The 26,701-nt window shown below is 63.7% G+C and carries 22 protein-coding genes, 1 tRNA gene and 1 other RNA gene; 10 read left to right on the forward strand and 14 right to left on the reverse strand.

The annotated features are described in order from the left end of the window. Positions 1–69: 69 nt before the first annotated feature. The 6 genes from RMO95_RS00005 to RMO95_RS00030 all read right to left on the reverse strand — a co-directional run bounded on the left by RMO95_RS00005 (position 70) and on the right by RMO95_RS00030 (position 5,248). Positions 70–708 carry a lysoplasmalogenase gene (locus RMO95_RS00005; RefSeq protein WP_310448529.1) on the reverse strand — a complete coding sequence of 213 codons (639 nt, stop codon included), beginning with the start codon at positions 706–708 and terminating at the stop codon, positions 70–72. Next, the gene (locus RMO95_RS00010; protein WP_310448530.1) at positions 705–1,889 is read right to left on the reverse strand and encodes an MFS transporter; all 1,185 of its coding nucleotides are present in this window, start codon (positions 1,887–1,889) and stop codon (positions 705–707) included. Before RMO95_RS00010 ends, RMO95_RS00005 begins: the two co-directional genes overlap by 4 nt. Further along, entirely contained in the window at positions 1,886–2,674 is a 789-nt protein-coding gene (locus RMO95_RS00015) for a DUF2189 domain-containing protein (RefSeq protein ID WP_310448531.1), read from the reverse strand. Before RMO95_RS00015 ends, RMO95_RS00010 begins: the two co-directional genes overlap by 4 nt. Before the next feature lie 5 nt (positions 2,675–2,679). Next, positions 2,680–3,489 carry an alpha/beta hydrolase gene (locus RMO95_RS00020; RefSeq protein ID WP_310448532.1) on the reverse strand — a complete coding sequence of 270 codons (810 nt, stop codon included), beginning with the start codon at positions 3,487–3,489 and terminating at the stop codon, positions 2,680–2,682. Positions 3,490–3,503: 14 nt separating this feature from the next. Then, a complete protein-coding gene (locus RMO95_RS00025; protein ID WP_310448533.1) occupies positions 3,504–4,799 on the reverse strand; it encodes an O-acetylhomoserine aminocarboxypropyltransferase in 1,296 nt (431 codons plus the stop codon). Between the two features lie 224 nt (positions 4,800–5,023). After that, the gene (locus tag RMO95_RS00030) at positions 5,024–5,248 is read right to left on the reverse strand and encodes a YdcH family protein (RefSeq protein WP_310448534.1); all 225 of its coding nucleotides are present in this window, start codon (positions 5,246–5,248) and stop codon (positions 5,024–5,026) included. A 58-nt stretch (positions 5,249–5,306) separates the two neighbouring features. Here RMO95_RS00030 and RMO95_RS00035 point away from each other — a divergent pair, with 58 nt between their 5' ends. Beyond that, entirely contained in the window at positions 5,307–7,709 is a 2,403-nt protein-coding gene (locus tag RMO95_RS00035; RefSeq protein ID WP_310448535.1) for a protein kinase domain-containing protein, read from the forward strand. Between the two features lie 17 nt (positions 7,710–7,726). Here the strand turns inward: RMO95_RS00035 and RMO95_RS00040 are convergent, their stop codons facing one another. The 3 genes from RMO95_RS00040 to RMO95_RS00050 form a co-directional block, all read right to left on the reverse strand. Then, positions 7,727–8,158 (reverse strand): CBS domain-containing protein, encoded by a 432-nt coding sequence (locus RMO95_RS00040; RefSeq protein WP_310448536.1) that lies wholly within the window; start codon positions 8,156–8,158, stop codon positions 7,727–7,729. A gap of 175 nt (positions 8,159–8,333) precedes the next feature. Continuing rightward, positions 8,334–8,975, reverse strand: coding sequence for a response regulator transcription factor (locus RMO95_RS00045; protein WP_310448537.1), 642 nt, complete (start codon positions 8,973–8,975; stop codon positions 8,334–8,336). A gap of 60 nt (positions 8,976–9,035) precedes the next feature. Beyond that, entirely contained in the window at positions 9,036–10,562 is a 1,527-nt protein-coding gene (locus RMO95_RS00050; protein WP_310448538.1) for an ATP-binding protein, read from the reverse strand. 65 nt (positions 10,563–10,627) lie between these two features. Between RMO95_RS00050 and RMO95_RS00055 the strand changes: the two genes are divergently transcribed. Next, positions 10,628–10,703, forward strand: a tRNA-Thr gene (locus tag RMO95_RS00055). A gap of 41 nt (positions 10,704–10,744) precedes the next feature. Here RMO95_RS00055 and ssrA read toward each other — a convergent pair. The 5 genes from ssrA to RMO95_RS00080 form a co-directional block, all read right to left on the reverse strand. Continuing rightward, positions 10,745–11,106: a transfer-messenger RNA gene (gene ssrA / locus RMO95_RS00060) on the reverse strand. Between the two features lie 50 nt (positions 11,107–11,156). After that, complete coding sequence (locus RMO95_RS00065) at positions 11,157–11,828, reverse strand: HAD hydrolase-like protein (protein WP_310448539.1); 672 nt, start codon at positions 11,826–11,828, stop codon at positions 11,157–11,159. Then, positions 11,821–12,528, reverse strand: coding sequence for a bifunctional 2-polyprenyl-6-hydroxyphenol methylase/3-demethylubiquinol 3-O-methyltransferase UbiG (ubiG, locus tag RMO95_RS00070; RefSeq protein ID WP_310448540.1), 708 nt, complete (start codon positions 12,526–12,528; stop codon positions 11,821–11,823). The genes RMO95_RS00065 and ubiG overlap by 8 nt, the downstream gene beginning before the upstream one ends. A gap of 92 nt (positions 12,529–12,620) precedes the next feature. After that, positions 12,621–13,298: an outer membrane protein OmpA gene (gene ompA, locus RMO95_RS00075; RefSeq protein WP_310448541.1), complete on the reverse strand. Its 678-nt coding sequence runs from the start codon at positions 13,296–13,298 to the stop codon at positions 12,621–12,623. A 72-nt stretch (positions 13,299–13,370) separates the two neighbouring features. Next, on the reverse strand, positions 13,371–14,714 hold the full coding sequence (locus tag RMO95_RS00080) for a TRZ/ATZ family hydrolase (protein ID WP_310448542.1): 1,344 nt from the start codon (positions 14,712–14,714) through the stop codon (positions 13,371–13,373). Positions 14,715–14,827: 113 nt separating this feature from the next. On the opposite strand from RMO95_RS00080, the gene gyrA reads away from it, so the two are divergent. From gyrA to rpsA, 8 genes are all read left to right on the forward strand, one after another. Continuing rightward, entirely contained in the window at positions 14,828–17,416 is a 2,589-nt protein-coding gene (gene gyrA / locus RMO95_RS00085; RefSeq protein ID WP_310448543.1) for a DNA gyrase subunit A, read from the forward strand. Between the two features lie 118 nt (positions 17,417–17,534). Beyond that, entirely contained in the window at positions 17,535–18,620 is a 1,086-nt protein-coding gene (gene serC / locus RMO95_RS00090; protein WP_310448544.1) for a 3-phosphoserine/phosphohydroxythreonine transaminase, read from the forward strand. A gap of 2 nt (positions 18,621–18,622) precedes the next feature. Continuing rightward, complete coding sequence (locus tag RMO95_RS00095) at positions 18,623–19,807, forward strand: phosphoglycerate dehydrogenase (RefSeq protein WP_310448640.1); 1,185 nt, start codon at positions 18,623–18,625, stop codon at positions 19,805–19,807. 2 nt (positions 19,808–19,809) lie between these two features. Continuing rightward, positions 19,810–20,892 carry a prephenate dehydratase gene (gene pheA, locus RMO95_RS00100; protein ID WP_310448545.1) on the forward strand — a complete coding sequence of 361 codons (1,083 nt, stop codon included), beginning with the start codon at positions 19,810–19,812 and terminating at the stop codon, positions 20,890–20,892. Between the two features lie 10 nt (positions 20,893–20,902). Next, entirely contained in the window at positions 20,903–21,991 is a 1,089-nt protein-coding gene (hisC, locus tag RMO95_RS00105; RefSeq protein ID WP_310448546.1) for a histidinol-phosphate transaminase, read from the forward strand. Next, positions 21,991–22,884, forward strand: coding sequence for a prephenate dehydrogenase (locus tag RMO95_RS00110; RefSeq protein ID WP_310448547.1), 894 nt, complete (start codon positions 21,991–21,993; stop codon positions 22,882–22,884). The genes hisC and RMO95_RS00110 overlap by 1 nt, the downstream gene beginning before the upstream one ends. Further along, entirely contained in the window at positions 22,884–24,857 is a 1,974-nt protein-coding gene (locus tag RMO95_RS00115; RefSeq protein WP_310448548.1) for a bifunctional 3-phosphoshikimate 1-carboxyvinyltransferase/cytidylate kinase, read from the forward strand. Before RMO95_RS00110 ends, RMO95_RS00115 begins: the two co-directional genes overlap by 1 nt. A 131-nt stretch (positions 24,858–24,988) precedes the next feature. Beyond that, positions 24,989–26,701, forward strand: a complete 1,713-nt coding sequence (rpsA, locus tag RMO95_RS00120; protein WP_310448549.1) for a 30S ribosomal protein S1 — start codon at positions 24,989–24,991, stop codon at positions 26,699–26,701.

A 26,701-nucleotide genomic window follows, 5' to 3' on the forward strand; every position in this document is an offset into this window, starting at 1 on the left:
CGCGATAGCGGCTTATCGCGAGCAAGCTCGCTCCTGCAGGGAATGCGCCTTTTCCCTGTCGACTGACTACTAGGCCTTGCGCCTGATTGCCGTCGCCGCGAACAGCGCCTGGCCGGTCCAGTAGCTGAGGATGATGGGGAAGGCCGCGCCGGGCAGGGGTTGGTGGAAACGGTGGATGCCGATCAGGAAATCCGAAAAGCCGAACAGGATCGCGCCGGCCAGCGGGCCCCAGTGGATCAGGGCGTCGTCCTGCGCGTCCAGCGCACAGGCGGCAGCGCGCCAGATCATCGCGCCGATGACGAGGACGTAGACCACCAGCGGCAGCGTCAGCGCGCCGGCGCCCGGCAGCATCAGCCACAGCCCCGCGGCGGCGAAAATGCCTACCGGCAGCAGCAAGGCCAGCGCGGGCGTGCGGCTCCATTGCAGGAAGGCGGCGACATACAGCGCGTGGCCGATGGCGAAGGCGATCATGCCGGGCAGGAAGGCGTTGGGCAGGGCGAGGCAGACGTCGCCCACGGCGCCGGCCAGCAGACCCCAGGCGATCAGGCGGCCGGCGCGCCGGTCGGCATGGAGCCATACCGCCGCGGCCAGCGCGACGACCAGCCAGGGCTTGGTCAGCAGCTTGAGCCAGAACATGTCGAGCGCCAGCCCGACCAAGTAGAGAGCGGCCGCCAGCGCGGCGCTGACGACGGGCAGCACGGGATTCATGCTGCGTCTCCGGCGCGTGCCGAACGCCTGTACAGCCACAGCAGCGAGGTCGCCAGCGCGGTCATGGCGACGATGGGCACGGCGTAGGTGTTGAGCGTGCCCCAGCCGGCGCTGGTGACCAGAACGCCCGAAGACAGCGAGGTGAGGCCCTGCACGCCGAGCACCAGGAAATCGTTGGTGCCCTGCACCTTGGCCTTTTCTTCGGGGCGATAGGTCTCGGTAAGCAGCGTGGTGCCGCCGATGAACAGGAAATTCCAGCCGATGCCGAGCAGCACCAGCGCCCACCAGAAGTGCATCAGCGTCACACCGGACAATGCGATGCCGATGCAGACGAACATCAGCGCGGCGCCGACGATCAGGATGTTCAACACGCCGAAGCGCTTGATCAGGTCGCCGGTGAAAAACGAGGGCGCGAACATGCCGATCACGTGCCATTGCAGGATGAAGGCGGTGTCGGCGAAGGGCATGCCGCAGATGTCCATGGCCAGCGGGGTCGCCGTCATCAGCAGGTTCATCACGCCGTAGCCGCAGGCCGCGGCCAGCACGGCGACGGCGAAGGCGGGTTGGCGGGCGATCTGCCGCAGCGGGCGGCCGACGGCCTTTTGCTCGGCGACCGACAGCGGCGGGATATTCAGCCGGCTGGCGATCAGCATCGACAGCGCGGCGAAGCCGATCAGTGCGGCGTAACTGGCGAGGTAGGTCGGCTCCAGGAAGGTGCGCGTGAGCTTGCCGACTTCGGGGCCGATCACGCCGCCGAGTATGCCGCCCGTCAGCGTCAGCGAAATCGCCTTGCCCTTCCAGTCCAGCGGCGCGGCATCGGCGGCGGCGAAGCGGTATTGCTGGCCGAAGGCGTTGTAGATGCCGGCGAACACGGTGCCGAGGCACAGCAGCCAGAAGCTGCCGATGCTGACGGCGAAGGCCGATATCGCCGCGCCGAGCATGCCCAGCCCGGCGCCGAGCATGAAGCCGGCGCGGCGGCCGAAGCGCTTCATGAAGAAGGCCGCGGGCAAGGTCGCCAGCGCGCCGCCGATCACATAGGTGGTGATCGGCAGCGTGGCCAGGCGCTTGTCGGCCGCGAGCTGCAGGCCGAGCAGGCCGTTGATCGAGACCAGCATGATGCCGTTGGTCAGCAGCAGGGCCTGCGCCGCGGCCAGCAGCGTTACGTTCTTGCGGTAGCTCATGCCGGCAGGGGTTCGATCAGTGCGCGGTAGGCATGCCAGGTGGCATGGCCCACCAGCGGCATGGTCAGGATCAGGCCGACGAAGCCCACGGCGAAGCCGATGGCGGTCAGCAGCACGATCAGCGCCGCCCAGACCAGCATCGCCGGCAAGTTGCGCACCAGCGCAAGGAAGCTGCCGAGCATGGCGGTGACGGTGTCCTGTTTGCGGTCCAGCATCATCGGGATCGACACCGCGGAGAAGGCGAACACCAACCCGGCGAAGAAGCCGCCGACGACGAGGTAGGCCAGCAGGAATTCGAGGTTGTCGAACTTGGATATCTGCGCGATGAAGCTGCCCAGGGTCGGCATGCCGCCCTGGTAGAACAGCGCGAAGATCACCAGCGAGGCGCGCGCCCAGACCAGGTAGATGACGATCAGGATCAGCGAGTAGATGCCGATCGAGCCGAGGTTCTGCCGCCAGACCATCAGCGTGGGCAGCAGTTGCGGCGGCTCGCCCGCTTCGCGCCGGCGCGAGAGTTCATACAGGCCGATGGCGAGGCAGGGCCCGACCAGCATGAAGCCGGTGGTGATGGCGGTGACGGTTTGCACGGCATGGCGAAAGGCCAGCCAGAGCAGGACGCCGGCGGCGGCGAAGCAGATGCCGTAGAACAGGCTGGCGAAGCCGCAGGCCCTGAGGTCGGCTGCGCCGTACCGCAGCCATACGAAGGGCGCCGACCAGGGCAGGCCGCTGCGGACCGCCGGAAACGGGTTCTGCTGCGGCTGGGGTGGGTCTTGGGGCGAAGCCAAGGCGGTCAGGCAATGAAGCCGCGCAAGGCGTCGAGCACCGCGTCGGGCTGCTCGGCCATCAGGGCATGGCCGGCGCCTTCGAGGCTGACGCTTGTGGATTGCCTGATTGCGGCGGCGAGCTTGGCCGCAGCCCTGGGGTGGGTCATCATGTCGCGGCTGCCGCTGACGATCAGCGCCGGGCAGGTGAGCGCGGCGGCGGCTTCCATGCCGTGCGTGTAGGCGTTGCAGGCGGCGAGGTCGTTGTGCAGCACGCCGGGCTGCTGGCGTTCCATCAGGCGCTTCGAGCTGCCCAGCAGCCACATGCCGGGCACGGTGTTGCCGCCGACGGCGCCGCGCGGCGAATGCGACCAGGCATTGATCATCGATATCGCCTTGGGCTCCTTGTCGCGGGCCGCACCCAGCAGCGCGTCGGACACCGGCATCGGCACGGCGGTGCCGACCAGGGCGATGCGCGCGATGCGCGCCGGGTGGCGCGCCGCGCATTCCAGCGCGGTCAGCGAACCCATGCTGTGGCCAACCAGAGTGACCTTGCCGGGCGCCGCCGTGTCGCCAGCGCCAACTTTCTCCAGCAGCAGTTCGATCCAGTCGGTCAGGGCCTCGATCGACGGCAGCGGCGCGCCGGCGCTGCGCCCGTGGCCGGGCAGGTCGACCGCCAGCACGGCAAAGCCGTGATGGGCGAACCAGCGGCTTTGCAGCCCCCAGACGCTGTGGTCGTTTTGCGCGCCGTGGATGAACACGACGCAGGGCAGGGCGGCATCGAAGGGCTTGCCGCCGGTGTAGGCGTAAGCCTGTTGACCGTTGAGTTCGAGTTCCATGTTCAGACCCGCTTTTATGTTTTTTGTGCAGCCGCGAGGCCGCGATTGAGGTCTTCGAGCAGGTCGCCGGCGTCTTCGAGGCCGATCGACAGGCGGATGGTGCCGGGATGGATGCCGGCGGCCACCAGCGCGGCGTCGGACATGCGGAAATGCGTGGTCGATGCCGGATGGATCACCAGCGATTTGGCGTCGCCGACATTGGCCAGGTGCGAGAACACGCGCAGGGCTTCGATGAACTTGCGCCCCGCCGCCCTTGCCTCATTGGGCCCGCCCTTGAGCGTGAAGCTGAACACTGAGCCGGCGCCGCGCGGCAGCAGTTTCTGCGCCAGCGCGTGGTCGGGATGGTCTTCCAGCTCGGGGTAGCCGACGCTGGCCACGGCCTCGCTCTTGGTCAGATGCTCGACCGCCTGGCGCGTGTTGGTGATGTGGCGCGCCATGCGCAGCGGCAGGGTTTCCATGCCCTGCAGCAGTTGGAAGGCGGTCATCGGGCTCATGCAGGCGCCGAAGTCGCGCAGGCCTTCGCGCCGCGCGCGCAACAGGAAGGCGGCGACCGTGGATTCCTCGCTGAAATCCATGCCGTGAAAGCCCTCGTAGGGCTCGGTCAGGGTCGGAAACTTGCCGGACTTGTCCCAGTCGAAGGTGCCGCCATCGACCAGCAGGCCGCCGATGGCGACGCCGTGGCCGCCGAGGAACTTGGTCGCGGAATGAAAAATCAGGTCGGCGCCGTGGTCGAAGGGGCGCATCAGCCAGGGCGTGGTGAAGGTGCTGTCCACCATCAGCGGCAGGCTGTGTTGGTGGGCCAGGGCGGCGACTTCGGGAATGTTCAGCACGTCGAGGCCGGGGTTGCCCAGCGTCTCGCCGAACAGCAGGCGCGTCTCGGGACGGATCGCGGCGCGCCAGGCGTCGAGATCGCGCGGATCGACGAAGGTGGTGGTGATGCCGAAGCGCGGCAGCGTGTAATCGAGCAGGTTGTGCGAGCCGCCGTAGAGCGAGCGGCTGGCGACGATGTGCGATCCGGCGCCCATCAGCGTGGCGATCGCCAGGTGCAGCGCGGCCTGGCCCGAGGCCGTGGCGATCGCGCCGACGCCGCCTTCGAGCGCGGCGATGCGCTCTTCGAGCACCGCATTGGTCGGGTTGGAAATGCGCGAATAGACGTGGCCGGCGCGTTCCATGTTGAACAGCGCGGCGGCCTGGTCGGAATCCTTGAAGACGAAGGACGTGGTCAGGTAGATCGGCGTCGCCCGCGCGCCGTAGCGCTCGTCGGGCACCTGGCCCGCATGCAGGGCCAGGGTATCGAAGTTATAAGTCATTGTTGGGCCTTCCCCCCGGCCCCTCCGCACGGGAGGGGGTGATTGCGGTTCGCCGCTGGCGCGGCTCCATGTTGTCGATTGTGCCGTCCTGGCGCGGCCCTGCGGCGGTGCTCACTGGACTACCCTCCCCCCAGCCCCCTCGCCGAGCGAGGGGGTGACTACGGTGCGCCGCTGCGCGGCTTCGTGTGATGACTGGCGCCCCTTCGGGCGGCCGTGCGGAGCGCTCATGCGTATTCGTCGGGATCGGGATCCAGCATGCGCTCCAGCGCAAAAATGCGATCCTTGATCAGCAGCTTGCGCTTCTTCAGGCGCCGCAGCAGCAGCTGGTCATCGGGGGGGCTCTGGGTCAGGCGGCCGATGGCTTCGTCGAGATCCCGATGCTCGGTGCGCAAATCGATCAGGCGCGTCAGTAGGGCCTCGGGAGTATCTGTCGCATCGATCGGTTCCATGGCGCTATGGTATGGGCGCCGCGGCTTCTTGGCAACCCGGACACGTTATTATCCGGCCATGAAAGAGCATGTCGGCCGTTTTGAAATCCGTCGCGAAGTGGGGCGCGGTGCGCAGAGCATCGTGTACCTGGCATGGGACCCGCAACTCGAACGCGAAGTCGCCATCAAGACCCTGCATTTCGCCAACACCGATGCGCAGCGCAACGATGCCCTGATCGCCGAGGCGCGCGCGGTCAGCCGCCTGCGCCACCCCAATCTGGTGCCGATTTTCGACGTCGGCGAGGAAGACGGCGATCCCTACCTGGTCTTCGAATTCGTCGACGGCCCGAACCTCGCCGCGCTGCTGGCCGAGGAGGGCCGGCTGGCGCCCGCGCGCGCTGCCGACCTGATGCGCCAGGTGCTCGATGCGCTGGCCGCGGCGCACGCGGCGGGGATCATCCATCGCGACCTGAAGCCCTCGAACATCCTGATCGACCCGCAGGGGCGGCCGCGCGTCATGGATTTCGGCATTGCCATGCGCCTCGACGACAGCGCCGCCAGCCGGCGCCTGAAGGAGATTTCCGGGACGCTGAGCTATCTCGCTCCGGAATACCTGGACGGCCAGCAGGTCAGCGAAAAGACCGATGTCTTCGCCGCCGCCCTGGTGATGGTCGAAATGCTTTCGGGCCGGCCATGGGTGTCGGCCGACACGCCCGTCGCGATCTTCAACCAGATCCTGAACCAGCCGGTCACGCTGCCGGCCGATGTCAGCATCGACAATCAGCTGACCGGGATCATCCTGACCGCCAGCGCCCGCGATCCGGCCTTGCGCACGCCCGGCGCGGCGCAGATGAAGGCGCAGCTGGACGACTATCTCGGCGCCGCCGCCACGCCGATCGATGCCGCCGGCGCCGCCGGCGCCGCCGAGGCGAGGAAGAAGGACACGCTGGAATTCCTCATGCGGCGCATGAAGCACAAGAAGGACTTTCCGGCCCTGTCCGATTCGGTGTCGGCCATCAACAAGCTGACGAACTCGGACAAGGAGAGCGTCAACCGCCTGTCGAACACCATACTCAGGGACTACGGCCTGACCAACAAGATCCTGCGCCTGGTGAACTCGGCCTATTACCGCCAGGCCTCGGGCGGCACCATCAACACCGTGTCGCGCGCGGTGATCGTGCTGGGTTTCGATGCGCTGCGCAATATCGCGGTGACGATCCTGCTGTTCGAGCACATGCAGGACAAGGGCAGCGCCCGCGAACTGAAGGAGGCCTTCCTGCGCGCCAACCTGGCGGGTTGCCTGGCGCGCGACGCGAGCAAGCAGTTCATGGCACGGGAAGCCGAGGCCGCCTACATCTGCGCCCTGTTCCATAGCCTGGGCCAGTTGCTGGCGCAGTTCTACTTTCCCGAGGAAGTCGCGGAAATCCGCAAGGTCATGCTGCAAAGAAGCTGCAGCGAGGAAGTCGCCTCCGCGCTGGTGCTGGGCCTGTCATTTTCGGACCTCGGCATCGGCATTGCGCGGCATTGGGGCTTCCCGCCGGGGCTGGTGAATAGCCTGCGGCCCCTGCCCGAAGGCGTGATCAGGAAGCCCGAGACGCACGATGAGGCACTGCGCGTGGTTTCGGGTTTTGCCAACGAGATTTGCACGGCCATCGCCTCCGTACCGCGGGAGCAGCGCGGCGTCGCCACCCAGGCGGCGCGCGAGCGCTTCTATTCCGCGCTGCGCTTTTCCGACAAGCAGTTGCAGGCCGTGCTCGAAAAATCCTTCGACGAACTCGGTGAGCTGGCGGCCATTCTGCGGGTGAATCTGACGCAAAGCCCGTTCGCCCGCCACGTCAAGGCCTGGACCGGCAAGCCGCATGAAGCAACCGTCATCGATGGCGGCGCGAATGCGCTGGACAGCACCCGGCTCGACGATCCCGTGCTGCGCAAGCAGGCGGCGGCCGACGATGCCGATGGCGTGCCGGATGACGCCCAGGACATCCTCGCCGCCGGTATCCAGGACATCAGCAATTCGCTGGTGGATGATTTTTCACTGAACGACATCCTGCGCATCACGCTGGAAACCATGTATCGCGCAATCGGCTTCCAGCGGGTATTGCTCTGCCTCAAGGATCCGGTCAGCGGCAGCATGGTGGGGCGCTTCGGTTTCGGCGCCGACACCAACGAACTGGCGCACAAGTTCCGCTTCATGGCGAGCGACACGCCGAACGTGTTTCAACTGGCGATCGCGCGGGGTGTGGATATCATCATCACCGATGTCGATGATCCGAAGATCGCGGACAAGATCCCGGCGTGGTACCGCAGGATCCTGATCGCCAAGACCTTCGTCCTGCTGCCCCTGCTGATCAAGGGCAATGCCGTGGCGCTGATCTACTGCGACCGCGACAAGGCCGGCAGCATCGCGATCCCGGACAAGGAACTGTCCCTGCTGAAGACCTTGCGCAACCAGGCCCTGCTGGCGATCAAGCAATCGCGCTGAGGAAGCGCACAGGCGGCTCAGCTGGCGATGTACTGCTCCAGTTGCTGGATCAGGAAGGCCTGCTCCGAGATGGTTTCCTTGACCAGGTCGCCGATCGACACCACGCCGATCACGCGCTGGTTGGTATCGAGCACGGGCAAGTGGCGCACGCGCCTTTCCGTCATCAGCGCCATGGCGTCGTCGGTGGTCTGCTCGGGCCGGACATAGAGCACCTTTTCGGTCATGATCTCCCGTACCAGGGTTTCCTTCGACGACTTTCCGAACAGGATGCCCTTGCGCGCATAGTCGCGTTCGCTGAATATGCCGGCGAGGCGTCCGTCGCGCATTGCCAGCACGGCGCCGACGTCGTGCTTCGCCATGAGTTCCAGGGCCGAGAAAACCGAATCGTCGGGAGACACCGCAAGCGGTTCGCGCGGACGCTCATCAAGTAATTGTTTCAGGGTTTTCATGACGACTTCTCCTCCGGTTGACAGGCTGGCCGCTGGCGGCCGCTACTGGGCGTTGATCTTTAGCCGGTTCGCTGCGAACTCGGCATGCTTGCTATTGTGCAGTAAGACGCGGCGCCGGTGTTCGCTGCATGCGGCGGATTTCAAATGCGGCGCGGATGATCCCCCGAGCATGGCTTCACTCGGCCAGGCCGTGTTCGAGGCCGTAACGAATCAGTTCGGCCGTGCTCTTGAGGCCCATTTTTTCCAGCAGGCGGGCGCGGTAGGTGCTGACCGTGGCCACGCCGAGGTTGAGCTTTTCGGCGACTTGCGTCAGCGTGTTGCCGGTGGAAATCAGCACCAGCACCTGGTACTCGCGGTCCGTGATCCGTTCATGCGGCGACTTTTCGGAATTGTCCGAAATGGCCTCGGCCAGTTGCTGGGCAACGGCCGGGCTCAGGTATTTCTGGCCGGAAGCGACCTGGCGAATGGCGGTGACCAGCAGTTCCGGCGCGCTCTGCTTGGTCAGATAGCCCGAAGCGCCGGCCTTGAGCGCGCGCACCGCGTACTGTTCCTCGGGATGCATGCTGAGAATCAGCACCGGCAGGCGCGGAAACTCCTTCTTGAGCTGTTTCAGGGTGTCGATGCCATTGCGGTTGGGCATCGATACGTCCAGCAGAAAGACATCCCACGGCTGCTGGCGGGCCAGGTTCAGCGCTTCGGCGCCGTCGTCGGCCTCGCCGGTGACCAGCAGATCCTCGGTTTCGGACAGAATTTGTTTGAGGCCCTGCCGCACTATGGCATGGTCATCAGCAATAAGGACGTGGATCTTGTCGGCCATGGTAACTAAGCATTGGTTTTACAGGGAAGGCTGGCGCCGCACGGCGACGTCATGCCCCGACTAAAACAGGTTGCGCTGCAATTCCTCTTCGCTCGGCGGTTCCACACCCGCGCGTTCCGGAACGCGCAGCACGATATGGGTGCCACCGTGTTCCGCCGGTTCGATCGAAAACTCGCCGGCAAGACTCAGGACACGCTCGCGGATTCCGCGCAGGCCGAAGGATTTCGGCTTCTGCATATCGACCTCCGAAATGCCGCGACCGTTGTCCCTGATTTCGAGCAGGATGTTACCGCGTTCGCGTCGCAAACGCATGACGACCAGCGAGGCGTGGGCATGTTTGGCGACATTGGTCAGCGCTTCCTGGGCGATGCGGAACAGCGCCAGCGAGGTATCGGGTTCCGGCTCGATGGCGTCTTCGTCGCATTGCACCCGGCACGGGATGCCGAAACGCTGGGTGAAGTCCTCCGCCTGGCATTCGATCGCGGCGGGCAGGCCGAATTCCTTGAGGATTCCAGGACGCAGTTCGCGCGCGACGCGGCTCGCCGTGCTCATCGCCTGGTCCAGCAGATGTTCGATGGAGTGGGCCTTCTCGCGCAGGCGGCCGGTGCCTTCCGGCAACTTGCTGGCCAGGTGCGCGGCCTCGATTTTGAGGAAAACCAGGATGGAACCGAGTTCGTCGTGGATGTCGCGCGAGATGCGCTCGCGTTCTTCTTCCTTGACCGCTTCGAGGTGGGTCGAGAGTTCGGCGAGCTGCTGCCGCGAGCGGCGCAGTTCGGCTTCGCTTTCCTTGCTTTCGGTGACATTGGTGGCGATGCCGCGCCATTCGACCACGCCCGAATCGAAACGGTAGGGCGTCGAGCGCAGGTTGATCCACTTCTGCCGGGTGCGTCCCTTGGTGTGGCCCTCCCAGTTCAGCAAAGTGCCCTTGGCGGCGGATTCGAGCAGCGCATGTTCGAGGCTCTTGCGCTTGTCCGCATCGAAGGCGTCGAACAGCTTGTTGGCCGAAGCCAGCAGATGCTGTTGCTTGAAGCCGAACAGCTTCTGGCAGCCTTCGCTGACGAAGAGGAAGCGAAATCCGCCCTCGGCATCGCGACGCAAATGAAACAGCATGCCCGGCAGGTTGGACGCCAGGGCGTCGAAGCGCGCCTGGCTCTCGTTGAGCATTTCCAGCGCGGCCCGGTGGTCGGCGCGATGTCGCGCCTCGCGCACTTCGCGTTCGACCGCAGGGATCAGCCGTTCCAGCCGGTCGGCGTCGATCACGTCACGCGCACCGGCTTTCATCGCCGGCTGCATCGCGGGCTGGTCGCCGGGACCGGCAACGAGAATCACCGGAAGGTCCATGCCGAACCCATCGATTTCCCGCACCGCCGCCGGCAGCGAGAGCGCGGCAACGCCGGGCAGGTAGAGCGCCGCATCCCACGGCTGCTCGCCGAGGGCATTGCGCAATCCGGCAGCGCTGTCGACGCGATGGAATTTACAGGCCTTGTCCGACTCAGCAAGGATCGGCAGCAGACGCTCCATGGCCTCGTCGGAGGCCGCAATGACCAGCAGGTGCAAGGGCTGACGGGGAGAGGAGGTGGCGACCATGGGCAACGTCGGATGTGGCGAAGAGGAAGTTTATAGCGGATCGGCTCCGTTATAATTCCATTTTTGCCGGCATAGCTCAGTTGGTAGAGCAACCGCCTTGTAAGCGGTAGGTCGTCAGTTCGATTCCGACTGCCGGCACCAATAAAAACGGCTCCCGCAGGGGAGCCGCTTTTATTGGTTGGTGGTGGAGGCGGCGGGAATTGAACCCGCGTCCATAAGTGCGCCACATACAGTTCTACATACTTAGTCGCGTCATTTGATTTAACCTGCAACACGCCGACGGACAGGCTGGTTGCAGACGATTCGCTGAATTTTCGAACTGTGCATCGCGACTCCGCACAGCCTTATCTCCTGTATATGATTCCGATGCAGCTTGCGCTGCCTGGTCCAGAAGCAAACCAGTTCGGAAGCCAGCCGCTGTTAAGCGGCTAGAGCGAAACGCTCGTCGTTGGCAGTTAGTACTTTCCAGATGGATTTACGAGGTACCCGGATCCTCGGTATGCCCTGCATGCTTTGTCACCCATGTCGAAGCCATGTCGCCCCCTGGATGGTGCAAATCAGATGGCGCCTGATCTGCGGATTGCAAGTAGGAGTTTAACGCTTTGCTGCGGCGATGCCGAGGATATCTTGCAGGATATCTTGCGGCGTCCCGGCAATCGCATCGGCGCCCCAGCTTGCCGGTGGCTTGCCGTCGCCGAGGTAGCCCCAGCCGGCGATGATGGTCCTCATGCCGACGGCGCGGCCGGAGATCACGTCCCTTTCATCGTCGCCGACGTAGACGCATGCGCTGGCGGCGACTCCCATCACCGCGCTGGCAAGCTGCATGGGATGGCCGTGAGGCTTGGCACGTCGGGCGCTGTCGCCGCAGACGATGCAGACGCAGCGCTGACGCAGGCCCAGACCTTCCATGAGGGGAATCGCGAAACGCTGCGACTTGTTGGTCACGATGCCCCAGGGAATTGCCTGGGCATCCAGCTCATCGAGGTGCTCGGCCATGCCTTCGAACAGCCGGGTACCGACGCACAATGCTTCCTGATAGATGGCCAGAAACCTCTGCTGCAGGTCGACATAACCCGGATCAGCCGGCGTGATGCCGAGACCGGCACCGATCATGCCGCGGGCGCCCGAGGAGACGTGTGGGCGCAGCTTTTCCATCGGCAGTGGATCGCGTCCGCGCTCCCGCAGCAATTGGTTGAGGGCCCCGCCGAGGTCTGGTGCCGTGTCGGCCAGCGTACCGTCGAGGTCGAAAAGTACGGCCTCAGGCACTGCGCCGTGCCCTGAGCAGGTAATTGACGTCGGTATCTGCGCCGATCACGCCTTCGCGCGTGAAGGGGTTGTAGCGCAGGCCGGTGATTTCGAGCACTTCCAGCCCGGCATCGCGGCACAGGTGTGCGAGTTCGGCCGGCTTGAGGAAGCGCGTGTAGTCGTGGGTGCCGCGTGGCAGGAGGTTGAACAGGTACTCGGCGCCGACAACCGCCAGCAGATAGGCCTTGGCGTTGCGATTGAGCGTGGACAGGAACACTTGCCCGCCGGGTTTCACGAGGCGCGCGCAGGCTGCCACCGTGCTGGCCGGATCGGGCACGTGTTCCAGCATTTCAAGGCAGGTGACATGGTCGAAGCTTGCCGGCGCTTCAGCTGCCACGGCCTCTGCCGAGATCAGGCGGTAATCGATGGCATGGCCGCTCTCGTAGAGATGCAGGCGGGCAATGCCCAAGGCCTTGTCCGATAGATCGATTCCGGTCACCTGCGCACCCAGCGCCGCCATGCCTTCGCTGAGCAGCCCGCCACCGCAGCCGACATCGATCACGCGTTTGCCGCTCAGTCCTGCGTGGCGGTCGATCCATGCCAGACGGGCCGGGTTGATGTCATGCAGGGGGCGGAATTCGGAATTCGGGTCCCACCAGCGATGGGCGACTTCCCCGAATTTGTCGAGTTCCCGCGGGTCGGCGTTGCTGCTTGGATTCATGTGGGTGCCCCAGGTCATCTATCAGCATTAAGCGCAGTGGCCAAAACAAAAAAAGCCCTGCAGGGCAGGGCTTTTTCCGGAGTCAGACGAAATTACTGGTTCTTGGTTCCGATGACTTCGATTTCAACGCGACGATCAGGCTGCAGGCAGTCGATGGTCTTCTTGCTCTTCGGACCCTTGCACTGATCGGCCTTGGTGATCGGCTGCTTCTCGCCCTTGCCTTCGGTGTAGACACGGTTCGGCTCGACACCCTTGCTCACCAGATAGGCCTTGACGGCTTCCGCACGTTTCTCGGAAAGCTTCTGGTTGTAGGCGTCGCTACCGAAGCGGTCGGCATGACCGACGGCTATGATCACTTCGAGCTTGATACCCTTGATGTCGCCGGAAAGCTTGTCGAGTTTGGACTTGCCTTCAGGACGCAGGACGGCCTTGTCGAAATCGAACAGCGCATCGGCGGCCAGGGTCACTTTCTGCGCGGCGGGCTTCGGTGCGGCGGCGGGCTTGGCAGCGGGTGCCATAGGCTTCGCCATCGGCGCAGCCATCGGCGCCTTCTTCACCAGATCCGGGTCGCATTCCGCGATGGCCATGGCCGGGGTCCAGAATCCGGTGCGCCAGCAAAGGCCGGTACCACTCTTGACGACATTGTCGCGCTGGTCGATGACATAGCCAACGGTACCCGAGCGGTCGATACCCGGCGTCTGAGCGACGGCGGCGGCGGAAAGTCCGAGCAGAGTGGCGAGCAGCAGAGAATGTTTGGCGCTATTGATCATGTTTCCCCCTTTGTTGGGTTTGTTGAGTTTGACGGAATCCGGCTTTTTCTTTTTCCGGAGCGCAGCATTTCGTCACGACGTCAGATGAGTATGCCACAAACCTGCGACGTCAAGCAATTCAGAAATGCCGATTTGTGCGGGAACACCGTTGCTCATTACCAACTTTCCCGCGACCCAAGTGTGGCTAACCTGTTCCCGTCCCGCCACATAAACGAGGTGGGATGCAGGATCAAAGCAAGGCTGGATCAGCCATTCATCGAGGCGTACGGCGCATAGGTCGGCTGCCTTGCCGGGCAGCAGCGAACCGATTCTTCCGTCCAGTCCGAGGGCGCGAGCGCCGCCCAGCGTAGCCGCTGCAAGTGTTGCATGGGCCGCGAGCGCTTCCGGATTCTGGCTCGCGCCTTTGGCCAGCAGTGCGGCGTGGCGCATTTCCTGGAACATGTCGAGACGGTTGTTCGAAGCGGCGCCGTCCGTGCCGAAGCCGAAATTAATGCCATGCGACTGGATCGCGGACAGGGGCGAAATGCCGCTGCCGAGTTTCAGGTTGGATGTCGGGCAATGTGCCAGGTGGCATCCTTCGTGCGCCAGCAGGTCGATCTCTCCGGGGTCGAGGTGGACGCCATGTACCGCGATCAACTGCGGCCCGATCAGGCCCAGACGACGCAGACGTTCAATCGGACGCACGCCATGTTGTTTGAGGCTATCCTCGATTTCGTGGCGGGTTTCATGAACATGCACGTGTATCGGTAGCTCGAGTTGCGCGGCGAGGGTTGCGATCTTGCTGAAGGTCTTGTCGGCGACGGTATAGGGTGCATGTGGGGCGAGACAGAAACTCAGCAGGGGGTCGCCGGCGAAGTCGTCACGGATTGCGAGTCCCTTGGCCAGATAATCGTCGGCATCGGCGGCATAGCTGGTGGGAAACTCGATCGCGATGATTCCCAACACAGCGCGCATCCCGACCCGTTTTGCCGCAGCGGCGACGGCGCCTGGAAAAAAATACATGTCATTGAAGGTGGTGATGCCGCCGCGCAGCATTTCGGCGCAGGCCAGCAGGGTGCCGTCCCTCACGAAATCCGGTCCGGCGTGGCGCGATTCGGCCGGCCAGATACGTTCGGATAACCAGCGCATCAGGGGTAGATCGTCGGCGTAGCCGCGCAAAAGGCTCATGGCGGCGTGGGTGTGCAGGTTGACCAGGCCCGGCATCAGCACTTGGCCCGGCAGATCGAGCGTCTGCCCTGGTCGCCAGCGTTGCGCTGCCTCTTTATTGGGCAGCAGGCCAAGGATAAGGCCGTCCTTGACTGCCAGTGAATGGCCGGAAAGCGTTACTCCGGCGGGTTCGATCGGGATGATCCATTCGGGATGGATCAGAAGATCCACATCGACGGGATTGGCGCTCAGGGCGGCGAGTGCATTCATGGCTCGATTCAACCAGATTTGGCTGGCCGCGACAACCGCCGCGGCTATCCGCGCATGCTAAAATTGCTCCTTTTTACGCCATCGTCCGCCGCAAGTCGGTTAAGGCAGCCTAAATGACCTCGTTCGCCAAAGAAACCCTGCCGATCAGCCTCGAAGAGGAGATGCGCCACTCTTACCTCGATTACGCCATGAGCGTGATTGTCGGGCGGGCGCTGCCGGATGTGCGGGACGGCCTGAAACCCGTCCATCGCCGTGTGCTTTTTGCCATGCACGAGTTGTCCAACGACTGGAACCGGGCCTACAAGAAGTCGGCGCGCATCGTCGGCGACGTGATCGGTAAATACCATCCGCATGGCGACACGGCGGTGTACGACACCATCGTGCGCATGGCGCAGGATTTCTCGCTGCGCTACATGCTGGTCGATGGCCAGGGCAACTTCGGCTCGGTTGACGGCGACAATGCGGCCGCGATGCGCTATACCGAAGTGCGCATGGCACGCATCGGCCATGAATTGCTGATCGATATCGACAAGGAAACCGTCGATTTCGGCCCCAATTACGACGGATCCGAACATGAACCGCTGATTCTCCCGGCGCGCATCCCGAACCTGTTGATCAACGGCTCCTCGGGTATCGCGGTCGGCATGGCGACCAACATTCCGCCCCACAACCTTAACGAAGTGGTGGATGCCTGCCTGCTGCTGCTGGGCAATCCGGAAACCACGATCGACGAACTGATCAATATCATTCCGGCCCCGGATTTTCCCACCGCCGCACTGATCTACGGCGTTTCCGGCGTACGCGACGGCTATCTCACCGGTCGTGGGCGCGTGATCATGCGGGCACGCACGCACATCGAGGATCTGCCGCGCAACGGGCGCCAGGCGATCGTGGTCGACGAACTGCCTTACCAGGTCAACAAGAAGACCCTGCAGGAAAAGATCGCCGAACTGGTGCACGAGAAGAAGATCGACGGCATCGCACATATTCAGGACGAGTCCGACAAGTCGGGCATGCGCCTGGTAATTGAACTGAAGAAGGGCGAAGTGCCCGAGGTGGTGCTGAACCATCTCTACAAGCAGACGCAGTTGCAGGACACCTTCGGCATGAACATGGTGGCCCTGGTCGATGGCCGGCCGCGCCTGCTCAATCTCAAGGAAATGCTGCAGTGCTTCCTTGCCCATCGGCGCGAAGTCATCACCCGGCGCACGGTGTTCGAGCTGCGCAAGGCGCGCGAACGGGGGCATATCCTCGAAGGCCTGGCCGTCGCCTTGTCCAATGTCGACGAAATCATTGCCTTGATCAAGGCGGCGCCGACGCCGGCTGACGCCAAGCGCGGACTGATGGGGCGCAGCTGGCGCTCAATCATGGTCGAAGGCATGCTGGCTCGCGCGTCTGCCGAGTCGTCGCGTCCCGAAGGCCTGGCGGCGGAATTTGGTCTTTCCGCACAAGGTTATCTGCTCTCGGACGCACAGGCCCAGGCGATTCTGGAACTGCGCCTGCAGCGCCTGACCGGGCTGGAGCAGGACAAGATCGTTGCCGAGTACAAGGAGGTGATGGACCAGATCGCCGACCTGCTCGACATCCTGGCCCGCCCCGAACGCATCACCACGATCATCGGCGACGAACTGGCGGCGGTCAAGGCGCAGTTCGGCGACGCGCGGCGTTCCGAGATCGTCCTCAGCACAGCCGATATCAACCTCGAAGACCTGATCGTGCGCGAGGACATGGTGGTCACGCTCTCGCATACCGGCTACGTCAAGCGCCAACCCCTGGCCGATTATCGCGCGCAACGGCGGGGCGGCCGCGGCAAGCAGGCGGCGGCGATCAAGGATGACGATTTCGTCGATCGCCTGTTCATCGCCAACACCCACGACTACATCCTGTGCTTTTCCAACCGCGGCCGGGTCTATTGGCTCAAGGTCTATGAAGCGCCGGAAGGCACGCGCAATTCGCGCGGCAAACCCATCGTCAACCTTTTCCCGCTCGAAGAGCGCGAGAAGATTACGGCGATCCTGCCGGTCAAGGAATTCGACGAAGAACACTTCGTCTTCATGGCCACGGCCATGGGTACGGTGAAGAAGACGCCGCTGACCAGCTTTGCCAATCCGCGCAAGGCCGGCATCATCGCCGTCGGCTTGGACGAGGGCGATCACCTGATCGGCGTCGCGATCACCAACGGCCAGTGCGACGTCATGCTGTTCTCGGATGCCGGCAAGGCGGTACGCTTTGCCGAAGACGACGTGCGGCCGATGGGGCGCGAGGCGCGCGGCGTGCGCGGCATGATGCTGGAAGACGATCAGCAGGTGATTTCCATGCTGGTGGCCGACAGCGAAGACTACTCGGTACTGACAGCCACGGAAAACGGCTTCGGCAAGCGCACGCCGATTGCCGAATACACCCGGCATGGGCGCGGTACCAAGGGCATGATCGCAATCCAGACTTCCGAACGCAATGGCAAGGTGGTTGCTGCCGTGCTTGCCGACCTCGGCGAAACGCGCGAAGAGATCATGCTGATTTCGACTGGCGGCGTGCTGATCCGCACCCGGGTTGCCGACATCCGCGTCATGAGCCGCTCAACCCAGGGTGTGACGCTGATCAACCTCGATGAAGGCACCTATCTGGCCGGCGTCGAGAAGGTGATTGAAACCGAAGATGAAGATCCGGCTGCGGACCTGCCGATCGAAGACCCGGCGGACTAGCCAAGGGCTATCCCGCGCGAGTGGACGTGACAATCCATCGATTAATGTATACGGTATCCTGTATTCTTTTGCTATCCTGATTTTCCCACATTGATTTAGTCACTTCCGGAGGCTGGTTATGGCACGTATTTTCAATTTCAGCGCAGGACCCGCGGCGCTTCCCGAGACCGTACTCAAGCAAGCTGCCGACGAACTTCTCGACTGGCACGGCAGTGGCCAGTCGGTCATGGAAATGAGCCATCGCGGCAAGGAGTACATGGGCATCCACGCCCAGGCCGAAGCCGATCTGCGCGAACTGATGGCCATCCCCGCCAACTACAAGGTGCTGTTCCTGCAGGGCGGCGCCACACTTCAGTTCGAGATGATCCCGATGAACCTGTTCGCCGGCAAGGCCAGCGCGGACTACGTGCATACCGGCGAGTGGGCCAAGAAAGCCATCAAGGCAGCCAAGGCTTTCGGCAAGGTCAATATCGTGGCCAGCAGCGAAGAAGGCAAATTCACCTACGCCCCGGCGCAGCAGGAATGGAAACTCGACAAGGATGCCGCCTTCGTGCATTACACCGCCAACGAAACCATCGGCGGCGTCGAATTCCATTGGACTCCCGAAACCGGCGACGTGCCGCTGGTGTGCGACATGTCCTCGAACATCCTGTCGAAGCCGATCGATGTCAGCAAGTACGGCCTGATCTACGCCGGCGCGCAAAAGAACATCGGTCCGGCCGGCCTGACCATCGTCATCATCCGCGACGACCTGATCGGCAAGGGCGTTCCGGCGCCGCAGACCATGATGGATTACAAAACCCATGCCGAAAACGATTCGATGTACAACACGCCGCCCACCTATGGCATCTACATCGCCGGCCTGGTATTTCAGTGGCTCAAGCAACAGGGCGGACTGGCGGCCATCGAGAAGCAGAACATCGCCAAGGCCAAGATGCTCTATGACTGTATCGACGCATCGAGCTTCTACGCCAATCCGGTGCGCAAGGAAGACCGCTCGATCATGAATGTGCCCTTTACGCTCAAGGATGCCGCACTCGACGAGGAATTCCTCAAGGGCGCCAAGGCCAAGGGCATGGCCCAACTCAAGGGTCACCGTTCGGTGGGCGGCATGCGGGCTTCGATCTACAACGCCATGCCGGTGGGCGGCGTTGCGGCACTGGTGACCTACATGAAGGAATTCGAGGCGAGGTTTGGCAAATGAGCATGGCCAAGCCGATCAGCGTCCTGGTCCTTAACCAGATTTCGCAAAACGGCCTGAAGCGGCTGCCGACGGAGCGCTACAAGGTCGGCAAGGACATCGCCGACCCCGACGCCATCATGGTGCGCTCGGCCGATATGCACTCGATGCAGATTCCGCCGTCGGTGCAAGCCATCGGCCGTGCCGGCGCCGGTACCAACAACATTCCGGTCAAGGCCATGTCGGCGCGCGGCGTGCCGGTGTTCAATGCGCCGGGCGCCAATGCCAATGCGGTCAAGGAACTGGTGGTCGCCGGCATGCTGCTCGCGGCGCGCAACATCGGCGGCGCCATGAAGTTCGTCGGATCGCTGGATCCCGCCGATCCGGACATGGAGAAGAAGGTCGAGGACGGCAAGAAGACCTTCGCCGGCTTCGAGCTGGCGGGGCATACGCTGGGCGTGATCGGTCTTGGCAAAATCGGCTGCCTGGTCGCCGATGTGGCGATCAAGCTCGGCATGCACGTGCTTGGCTACGATCCCGAGATCACGGTCGATGCCGCCTGGAGCCTGCCGTCGCAGGTCAAGAAGGCGAACAGCGTGGCGGAAGTGCTGAAAAGCGCTAACTTCATCTCGATGCATGTGCCGCTGGTCGATGCCACGCGCAAGATGATCAACGCGGAGATGCTGGCGCACGCCAGGCATGGTGCCGTGCTGCTGAACTTTTCCCGCGAGGGCGTGGTGGATGAGGTGGCAGTGCTCGCCGCGCTCGACACCAGGAAGCTCGGTGCCTATGTTTGCGACTTCCCCAGCGCCGACGTCAACCGTCATCCCCATGTAATCGCCTTGCCGCATCTGGGCGCTTCCACGGGCGAGGCCGAGGAAAACTGCGCCATCATGGTCGCCGACCAGTTGCGCGAATATCTGGAGCACGGCAATGTGCAGAACGCCGTGAACTTTCCCAACGTCACGCTGCCACGTGAATCGAATTTCCGCATTGCCGTTGCCAACGCCAATGTGCCGAACATGCTGGGCCAGATTTCAACGACCATGGCCGATGCGGGATTGAACATCCACACCATGGTCAACAAATCGCGCGGCGAAATGGCCTATACGCTGGTGGATGTGGACAGTCAGGTGAAACCCGCGGTGATCGACGCCATAGCGAAAATCGATGGTGTGCTGGCTGTTCGGTATCTGCCGCTGGAGAACTGAGAGTGGCCGACGATTCGCAGGAGCTGGGCAGGCTGCGCGAGGGAATCGACGCGATCGACGGCGAACTGCTGCGCCTGATCAACGAACGGGCGCAACTCGCGCACCGCATCGGCGAAATCAAGCAGGGCAATATCTACCGGCCGGAACGCGAAGCACAAGTGCTGCGGCGGGTTGCCGAACGCAATCCCGGCCCGCTCTCCGCGGCCGCGGCGCAGCGCATCATTCGCGAGGTCATGTCGGCCTGTCTGGCGCTGGAACAGCCCCTGACCATCGCCTACCTGGGTCCGGCCGGCACCTATTCCGAGGCGGCGGCGCGCAAGCATTTCGGCGGCGCACCAACCCTGCTGCCGTGTGCGGCGATCGACGATGTTTTCAGGACGATCGAATCCGGCAACGCCCATTACGGCGTGGTGCCGATCGAGAATTCGACCGAGGGTGCCATAGGCCGTTCGCTGGATCTGCTGTTGTCCTCGCCGCTCAAGATTTGCGGCGAGATCAATCTGCCGATTCATCACAACCTGATGACCCGGTGCGGCACATTGCCCGATGTGGCCCGCGTCTATTCCCATGCCCAATCGTTGGCGCAGTGCCATGAGTGGCTCAACCGCAACCTGCCTCTGGCGATCCGCGTGCCGGTGGCGAGCAATGCCGAGGCGGCGCGCCTGGCGGCGGGAGAAGCCGGCGCCGCCGCCGTCGCGGGCGATGCGGCCGCCGAGCTGTACGCCTTGCCGATACTGGCCGCCAACATCGAAGACGACCCGAACAACACCACGCGCTTCGTCATCATTGCCGACCATGATGCCGGCGCTTCCGGGGCGGATCGCACCTCGCTGGTGTGTTCGGCACAGAACCGGCCGGGCGCGGTGTATCAGCTTTTGGCGCCGTTCGCCGATAACGGCGTTTCCATGAGCCGCCTCGAATCCCGTCCGGCCCGCGGCTTTGGCGGCAGCCGCTGGGAATATGTGTTTTATATCGACATAGAAGGCCATCGCAGCGAGCCGGCGGTTGCCCGCGCGCTGGAAGAACTCCGTCACCGCGCCGGCTTCGTCAAAGAGCTGGGCTCTTATCCCAAAGCCATTTACTAAAGGTCCGACCATGAGCATTGTTCTCCAGGCTCCGTCCTATGTTCGAGCCATCTCGCCCTATATCCCCGGCAAGCCGATCACCGAGTTGGCCCGCCAGATGGGTCTGCCGGTCGAAAAGATCGTCAAGCTGGCCTCGAACGAAAATCCTCTGGGCATGAGTCCGCTGGCGCGCAAGGCGGTCGAAGGGGCTTTGGCCGGTGTCGAGCGCTACCCGGACCAGTTCGATCTGATCGCCGCATTGGCCGAGCGCCACGGCGTGGCGCTGGAGCAGGTGGTGCTGGGCAACGGCTCGAACGACGTGCTCGACCTGGCGGCCCGCGTATTTCTGGCGCCGGGGCGTTCGGCCGTGTTCTCCAAGCATGCATTCGCCGTCTATCCGCTGGCGACCATGTCCGCCGGCGCCGAATGCATTGCCGCCGCGGCGAAGAACTATGGCCATGATCCGGCGGCGATGCTCGCCGCAATCCGTCCCGACACGCACATGGTCTGGATTGCCAACCCCAACAATCCCACCGGCAATTTCCTGCCGCAAGCCGAAGTGCGCGCATTCATCGAAAAAATCCCGGCACATATCGCCGTGGTGCTCGACGAGGCCTATACCGAGTACCTGGCGCCGGCCGACCGTGCCGACACCGTGGCCTGGATCAGGGATTTCCCGAACCTGCTGGTGGTCCGCACATTCTCGAAAATCTACGGCCTGGCCGGACTGCGCGTCGGTTATGGGGTAGGGCGGGCAGAGGTGATCGACCTGCTGAACCGGGTGCGCCAGCCCTTCAACGTGAACAACCTGGCCCTGGCGGGCGCCATTGCTGCGCTCGACGACCATGCCTTCCTTGCTGCAAGTTACGAATCCAACCGCCGCGGCATGGAGCAGATCATTGCCGGCCTGAAGCGGCTCGGCCTGTCGCATATTCCGTCCCACGGCAATTTCGTCACCTTCGAGGTGGCCGACACCGCCGGTGTGAACGGCCGCTTGCTGAAGCAGGGCGTGATCGTGCGGCCGATCGGCGGCTACGGCATGCCCAATCATTTGCGCGTCACGGTTGGCCTTGAGACCGAGAACGCACGCTTCCTGGAAGCGCTGGAAACATCGCTCTGATGGCGCAAAGCAAGATCGTTATCTGTGGCGTCGGGCTGATCGGCGGCTCCTTCGCCCTTGCACTCAAGAAGTCGGCGCTGGCGCTACGGCAGGATTTGCAGGTGGTGGGCATGGGGCGCACGCGCGCGCCGCTGGAGCAGGCGCGGCGCCTCGGCGTGATCGACGCGATCGCGACCGACTGGGCATCTGCGCTGGACGGCGCCGACCTGGTACTGCTCGGCATGCCGGTGGGCCAGATGCCGGCGGTGATGAATGCGCTGGCGCCGCATCTGCAGCCGCACACCATCGTCACCGACGGCGGCAGCACCAAGTCGGACGTGGTCGTAGCGGCGCGCGCCGCGTTCGGCAACAAGATCGGGCAGTTCGTACCCGGCCACCCGATTGCCGGCGCCGAAAAGAGCGGCGTGGCCGCTGCCCAGGCCGAACTTTATGTTGACCGCCGCGTGGTGCTGACACCGCTGCCGGAAAACTCCGCCGCCGATGTGCAGGCAGTGCGCACGATCTGGGAACTTTGCGGAGCGAAGGTATCGCAACTCGCCCCAGAGGAACATGACCGTCTTTTCGCAGCCGTTAGTCATCTGCCGCACCTGCTGGCCTTTGCGCTGGTCCATGATTTTGCCCAGCGCCCCAATTCGGATCAGCTGTTCGGCTTCGCCGCCGGCGGCTTCCGCGACTTCACGCGCATCGCCAGCAGCCATCCGGAGATGTGGCGCGACATCTGCGTCGCCAATCGCAAGGCGCTGCTGCTCGAACTCGATGCCTACATGGCCGAGTTGATGCGCACCCGGGTACTCCTGGCCGCCGCCGATGCGGAGGGGCTGGAGGAACTGTTCTCGACTGCGCGGGCAAGGCGCGACGCCTGGCTCGATTCCCTGCCGCCGCCGGGGGAGTGATGGAAAGCCTGAATCTGCCGCCCTTGCGATCCGCCTCGGGATGCGTGCGCCTGCCCGGCTCGAAGAGCATTTCCAATCGCATGCTGCTGCTCGCCGCGCTGGCGCAAGGCACGACCGAAATCCGCGATCTGCTCGATTCCGATGACACGCGCGTGATGCTGGCGGCGCTGGAGAAAGTTGGCGTTGGCGTGACGGCGATGGGCAGTGCTTTGCATGCCGGGGATTCCGCTTCGCGGGCCGGCAATGCCTGGCGCGTCGAGGGCTGCGGCGGGGTTTTCCCGGTCAAGAATGCCGATCTGTTCATGGGCAATGCCGGCACCGCGATTCGCCCCTTGACCGCGGCGCTGGCCTTGTCGGGAGGGCATTACCGCCTCTCCGGCGTGGCGCGCATGCATGAGCGGCCGATCGGCGATCTGGTCGATGGCCTGCTGCAGATCGGCGCCGATATCCGTTACAGCGGCACGCCCGGCTTTCCGCCGCTGGCCATCCATCCGGCGCGCGTGAAACTCGCCGCGCCGATCCGTCTGCGCGGCGATGTCTCCTCGCAGTTCCTCACCGCGTTGCTGATGGCCTTGCCGCTGACTGGGGAAGCGGCGATGATCGAAATGACCACCGAGCTGATTTCGCGGCCCTACATCGAGATCACGCTGAACCTGATGGCGCGCTTCGGCGTGCACGTCGAACGCGAGGGCTGGCAGCGCTTCACGCTTGCCGCGGGGCAGGGTTATCGCAGCCCCGGCGTGCTGCATGTCGAAGGCGATGCCTCGGCCGCCTCGTACTTCCTCGCCGCGGGCGCCATCGGCGGCGGCCCGGTGCGGGTCGAAGGCGTCGGCCGCGACAGCATCCAGGGCGATGTACGCTTTGCCGAGGCGTTGCAGGCGATGGGCGCACGCATCGAGTGGGGCGAGCAGCATATCGAGGCGCGGGCGCCCGTCTCCGGCAAGCTCAAAGCTTTCGATCTCGATCTGAACCACATTCCCGATGCGGCGATGACGCTGGCCGTTGCCGCGCTGTTCGCCGACGGCCGCTGCCTGCTGCGCAACATCGGCTCCTGGCGCGTCAAGGAAACCGACCGCATCGCAGCGATGGCCACCGAACTGAGGAAACTCGGAGCGATCGTGGAGGAGGGCGCCGATTGGCTCGCCGTCTCACCAGCGCCAACTCTTGTGCCTAACTGCGCTATCGACACCTATGACGACCACCGCATGGCAATGTGCTTTTCGCTGGCGGCACTGGGCGGCGTGCCGCTCACCATCAACGACCCCGCTTGCGTGAACAAGACCTTCCCCGACTACTTCGACGCCTTCGCCGAAATCACCGCACCGGTGATCGCCATCGACGGCCCGTCGGCCTCGGGCAAGGGCACGGTGGCCGAGCGCGTTGCGGCAGCCCTCGGCTACCACTACCTCGACAGCGGCTCGCTGTATCGCTTGACCGCCCTGGCGGCGTTACGCGCCGGCCTTGCGCTGGATGACGAAACCGGCGTCGCCGCGTTGGCGGCCGGCCTGCCCGCCAGTTTCTCCGGCGGCCGCATTCTGCTCGCGGACGATGACGTCACCGACGCCATCCGTACCGAGGAAATCTCGGTTGGCGCCTCGAAAGTGGCGGCTTTGCCGGCAGTGCGCGCCGCCTTGCTGGCCCGGCAAAGGGCCTACCGTCGCTTCCCGGGCCTGGTGGCGGACGGTCGCGACATGGGCTCGGTGGTCTTCCCCGCGGCCGGCGCCAAGGTGTTTCTTACCGCTTCGGCCGGGGCGCGTGCAGAAAGACGCTATAAACAGTTGATCGCAAAGGGGATGCCTGCTAACATGCACGCCCTTTTGCAAGATTTGCAGGAACGGGATGCGCGCGATGCCCAACGCAGCGTGGCGCCCCTCCGGCATTGCGACGATGCGGATCTGGTGGATACCACCGAGATGAACATCGAAGCAGCAGTGGCAGCCGTAATGAGCATCGTCCAGCGGTCGCCACTGTGATTCAAGCATCAGGAAATTGTCATACGAGTAGAGCAACACAGTAATGGTGTCGCAACGGCCGCCCGGCTGTTGCGGCGAAAATCAACCAACCCGTCACCCCGGTGACACACATCCGTAAGGTCCCCAACTCAATGTCTACTGCTGCTATTGCCGAAGCTTCACCCATGGAGAGCTTTGCCGCCCTGTTCGAGGAAAGCCTCCAGCGCCAGGAAATGCGTGCCGGTGAAGTAATCACGGCCGAAGTTGTTCGCATCGACCAGAATTTCGTGGTCGTCAATGCGGGTCTCAAATCCGAAAGCATGATTCCCGTCGAGGAATTCCACAATGAACGTGGCGAACTCGAAGCCAAGCCGGGCGATTTCGTCCTGGTGGCGATCGAGATGCTCGAAGACGGCTATGGCGCCACGCGCCTGTCGCGCGAGAAGGCCAAGCGCATCGCCGCCTGGAACGATCTCGACAAGGCCATGGTCGACGGCGCCCTGGTCAAGGGTCTGATCACCGGCAAGGTCAAGGGCGGCCTGACCGTCATGGTCAATGGCATCCGTGCCTTCCTCCCCGGCTCGCTGGTCGATACCCGTCCGGTCAAGGACACCACGCCTTTCGAAGGCAAGGAATACGAATTCAAGGTCATCAAGCTCGACCGCAAGCGCAACAACGTGGTGGTTTCGCGCCGCGCCGTGCTCGAAGCCAGCATGGGTGAAGAGCGCCAGAAGCTGCTCGAAAACCTGCAGGAAGGCACCGTCATCAAGGGCATCGTCAAGAACATTACCGACTACGGCGCATTCGTCGACCTCGGTGGCATCGATGGCCTGCTGCACATCACCGACCTGGCTTGGCGTCGTGTGCGTCACCCGTCGGAAGTGCTCAACGTCGGCGACGAAGTCACCGCCAAGGTGCTCAAGTTCGACCAGGAAAAGAACCGCGTCAGCCTCGGCATGAAGCAGCTGGGCGAAGATCCGTGGGTGGGAATCGCCCGCCGCTATCCGCAGGGCACGCGCCTGTTCGGCAAGGTCACCAACCTGACCGATTACGGTTCCTTCGTCGAAATCGAGCAGGGCATCGAAGGCCTGGTGCACGTCTCGGAAATGGACTGGACCAACAAGAATATCCACCCGACCAAGGTTGTCCAACTGGGCGATGAAGTCGAAGTGATGATCCTCGAAATCGACGAAGACCGTCGCCGTATTTCGCTCGGCATGAAGCAGTGCATGGCGAACCCGTGGGACGATTTCGCGATGAACCACAAGAAGGGCGACAAGGTCCGCGGCGCCATCAAGTCGATCACCGACTTCGGCATCTTCATCGGCCTGCCCGGCGGCATCGACGGCCTGGTGCATCTGTCCGACCTGTCCTGGTCGGCCACCGGCGAAGAGGCCAAGCAGAACTTCAAGAAGGGCGATGAAGTCGAGGCCGTGGTGCTGTCCATCGATGTCGAGAAGGAGCGCATTTCGCTCGGCGTCAAGCAACTCGATGGCGACCCCTTCACCAGTTTCGTTGCGACTCACGACAAGAACAGCCTGGTGTCCGGCACGGTGACCAGCGTCGATCAGCGCGGTGCGGTGGTGGATCTGGGTTCCGAGGTCGAAGGCTATCTGCGCGTCTCCGAGTTCTCCCGCGAGCGCATCGAAGACCTGACTCAGCATCTGAAGGTCGGCGACGTGATCGAAACCATGATCGTCAATGTCGACCGCAAGACGCGCTCGATCAATCTGTCGATCAAGGCCAAGGATCAGGTGGAACAGAGCCAGGCGATGCAGAAGCTTGCATCGGACAGCAGTTCGGCCAGCAGCGGCACGACCAATCTGGGCGCGCTGCTCAAGGCCAAACTCAACCAGCAGTCATAA

The sequence above is a fragment of the Sulfuritalea sp. genome (genome assembly GCF_031426875.1).
Classification (GTDB): domain Bacteria; phylum Pseudomonadota; class Gammaproteobacteria; order Burkholderiales; family Rhodocyclaceae; genus Sulfuritalea.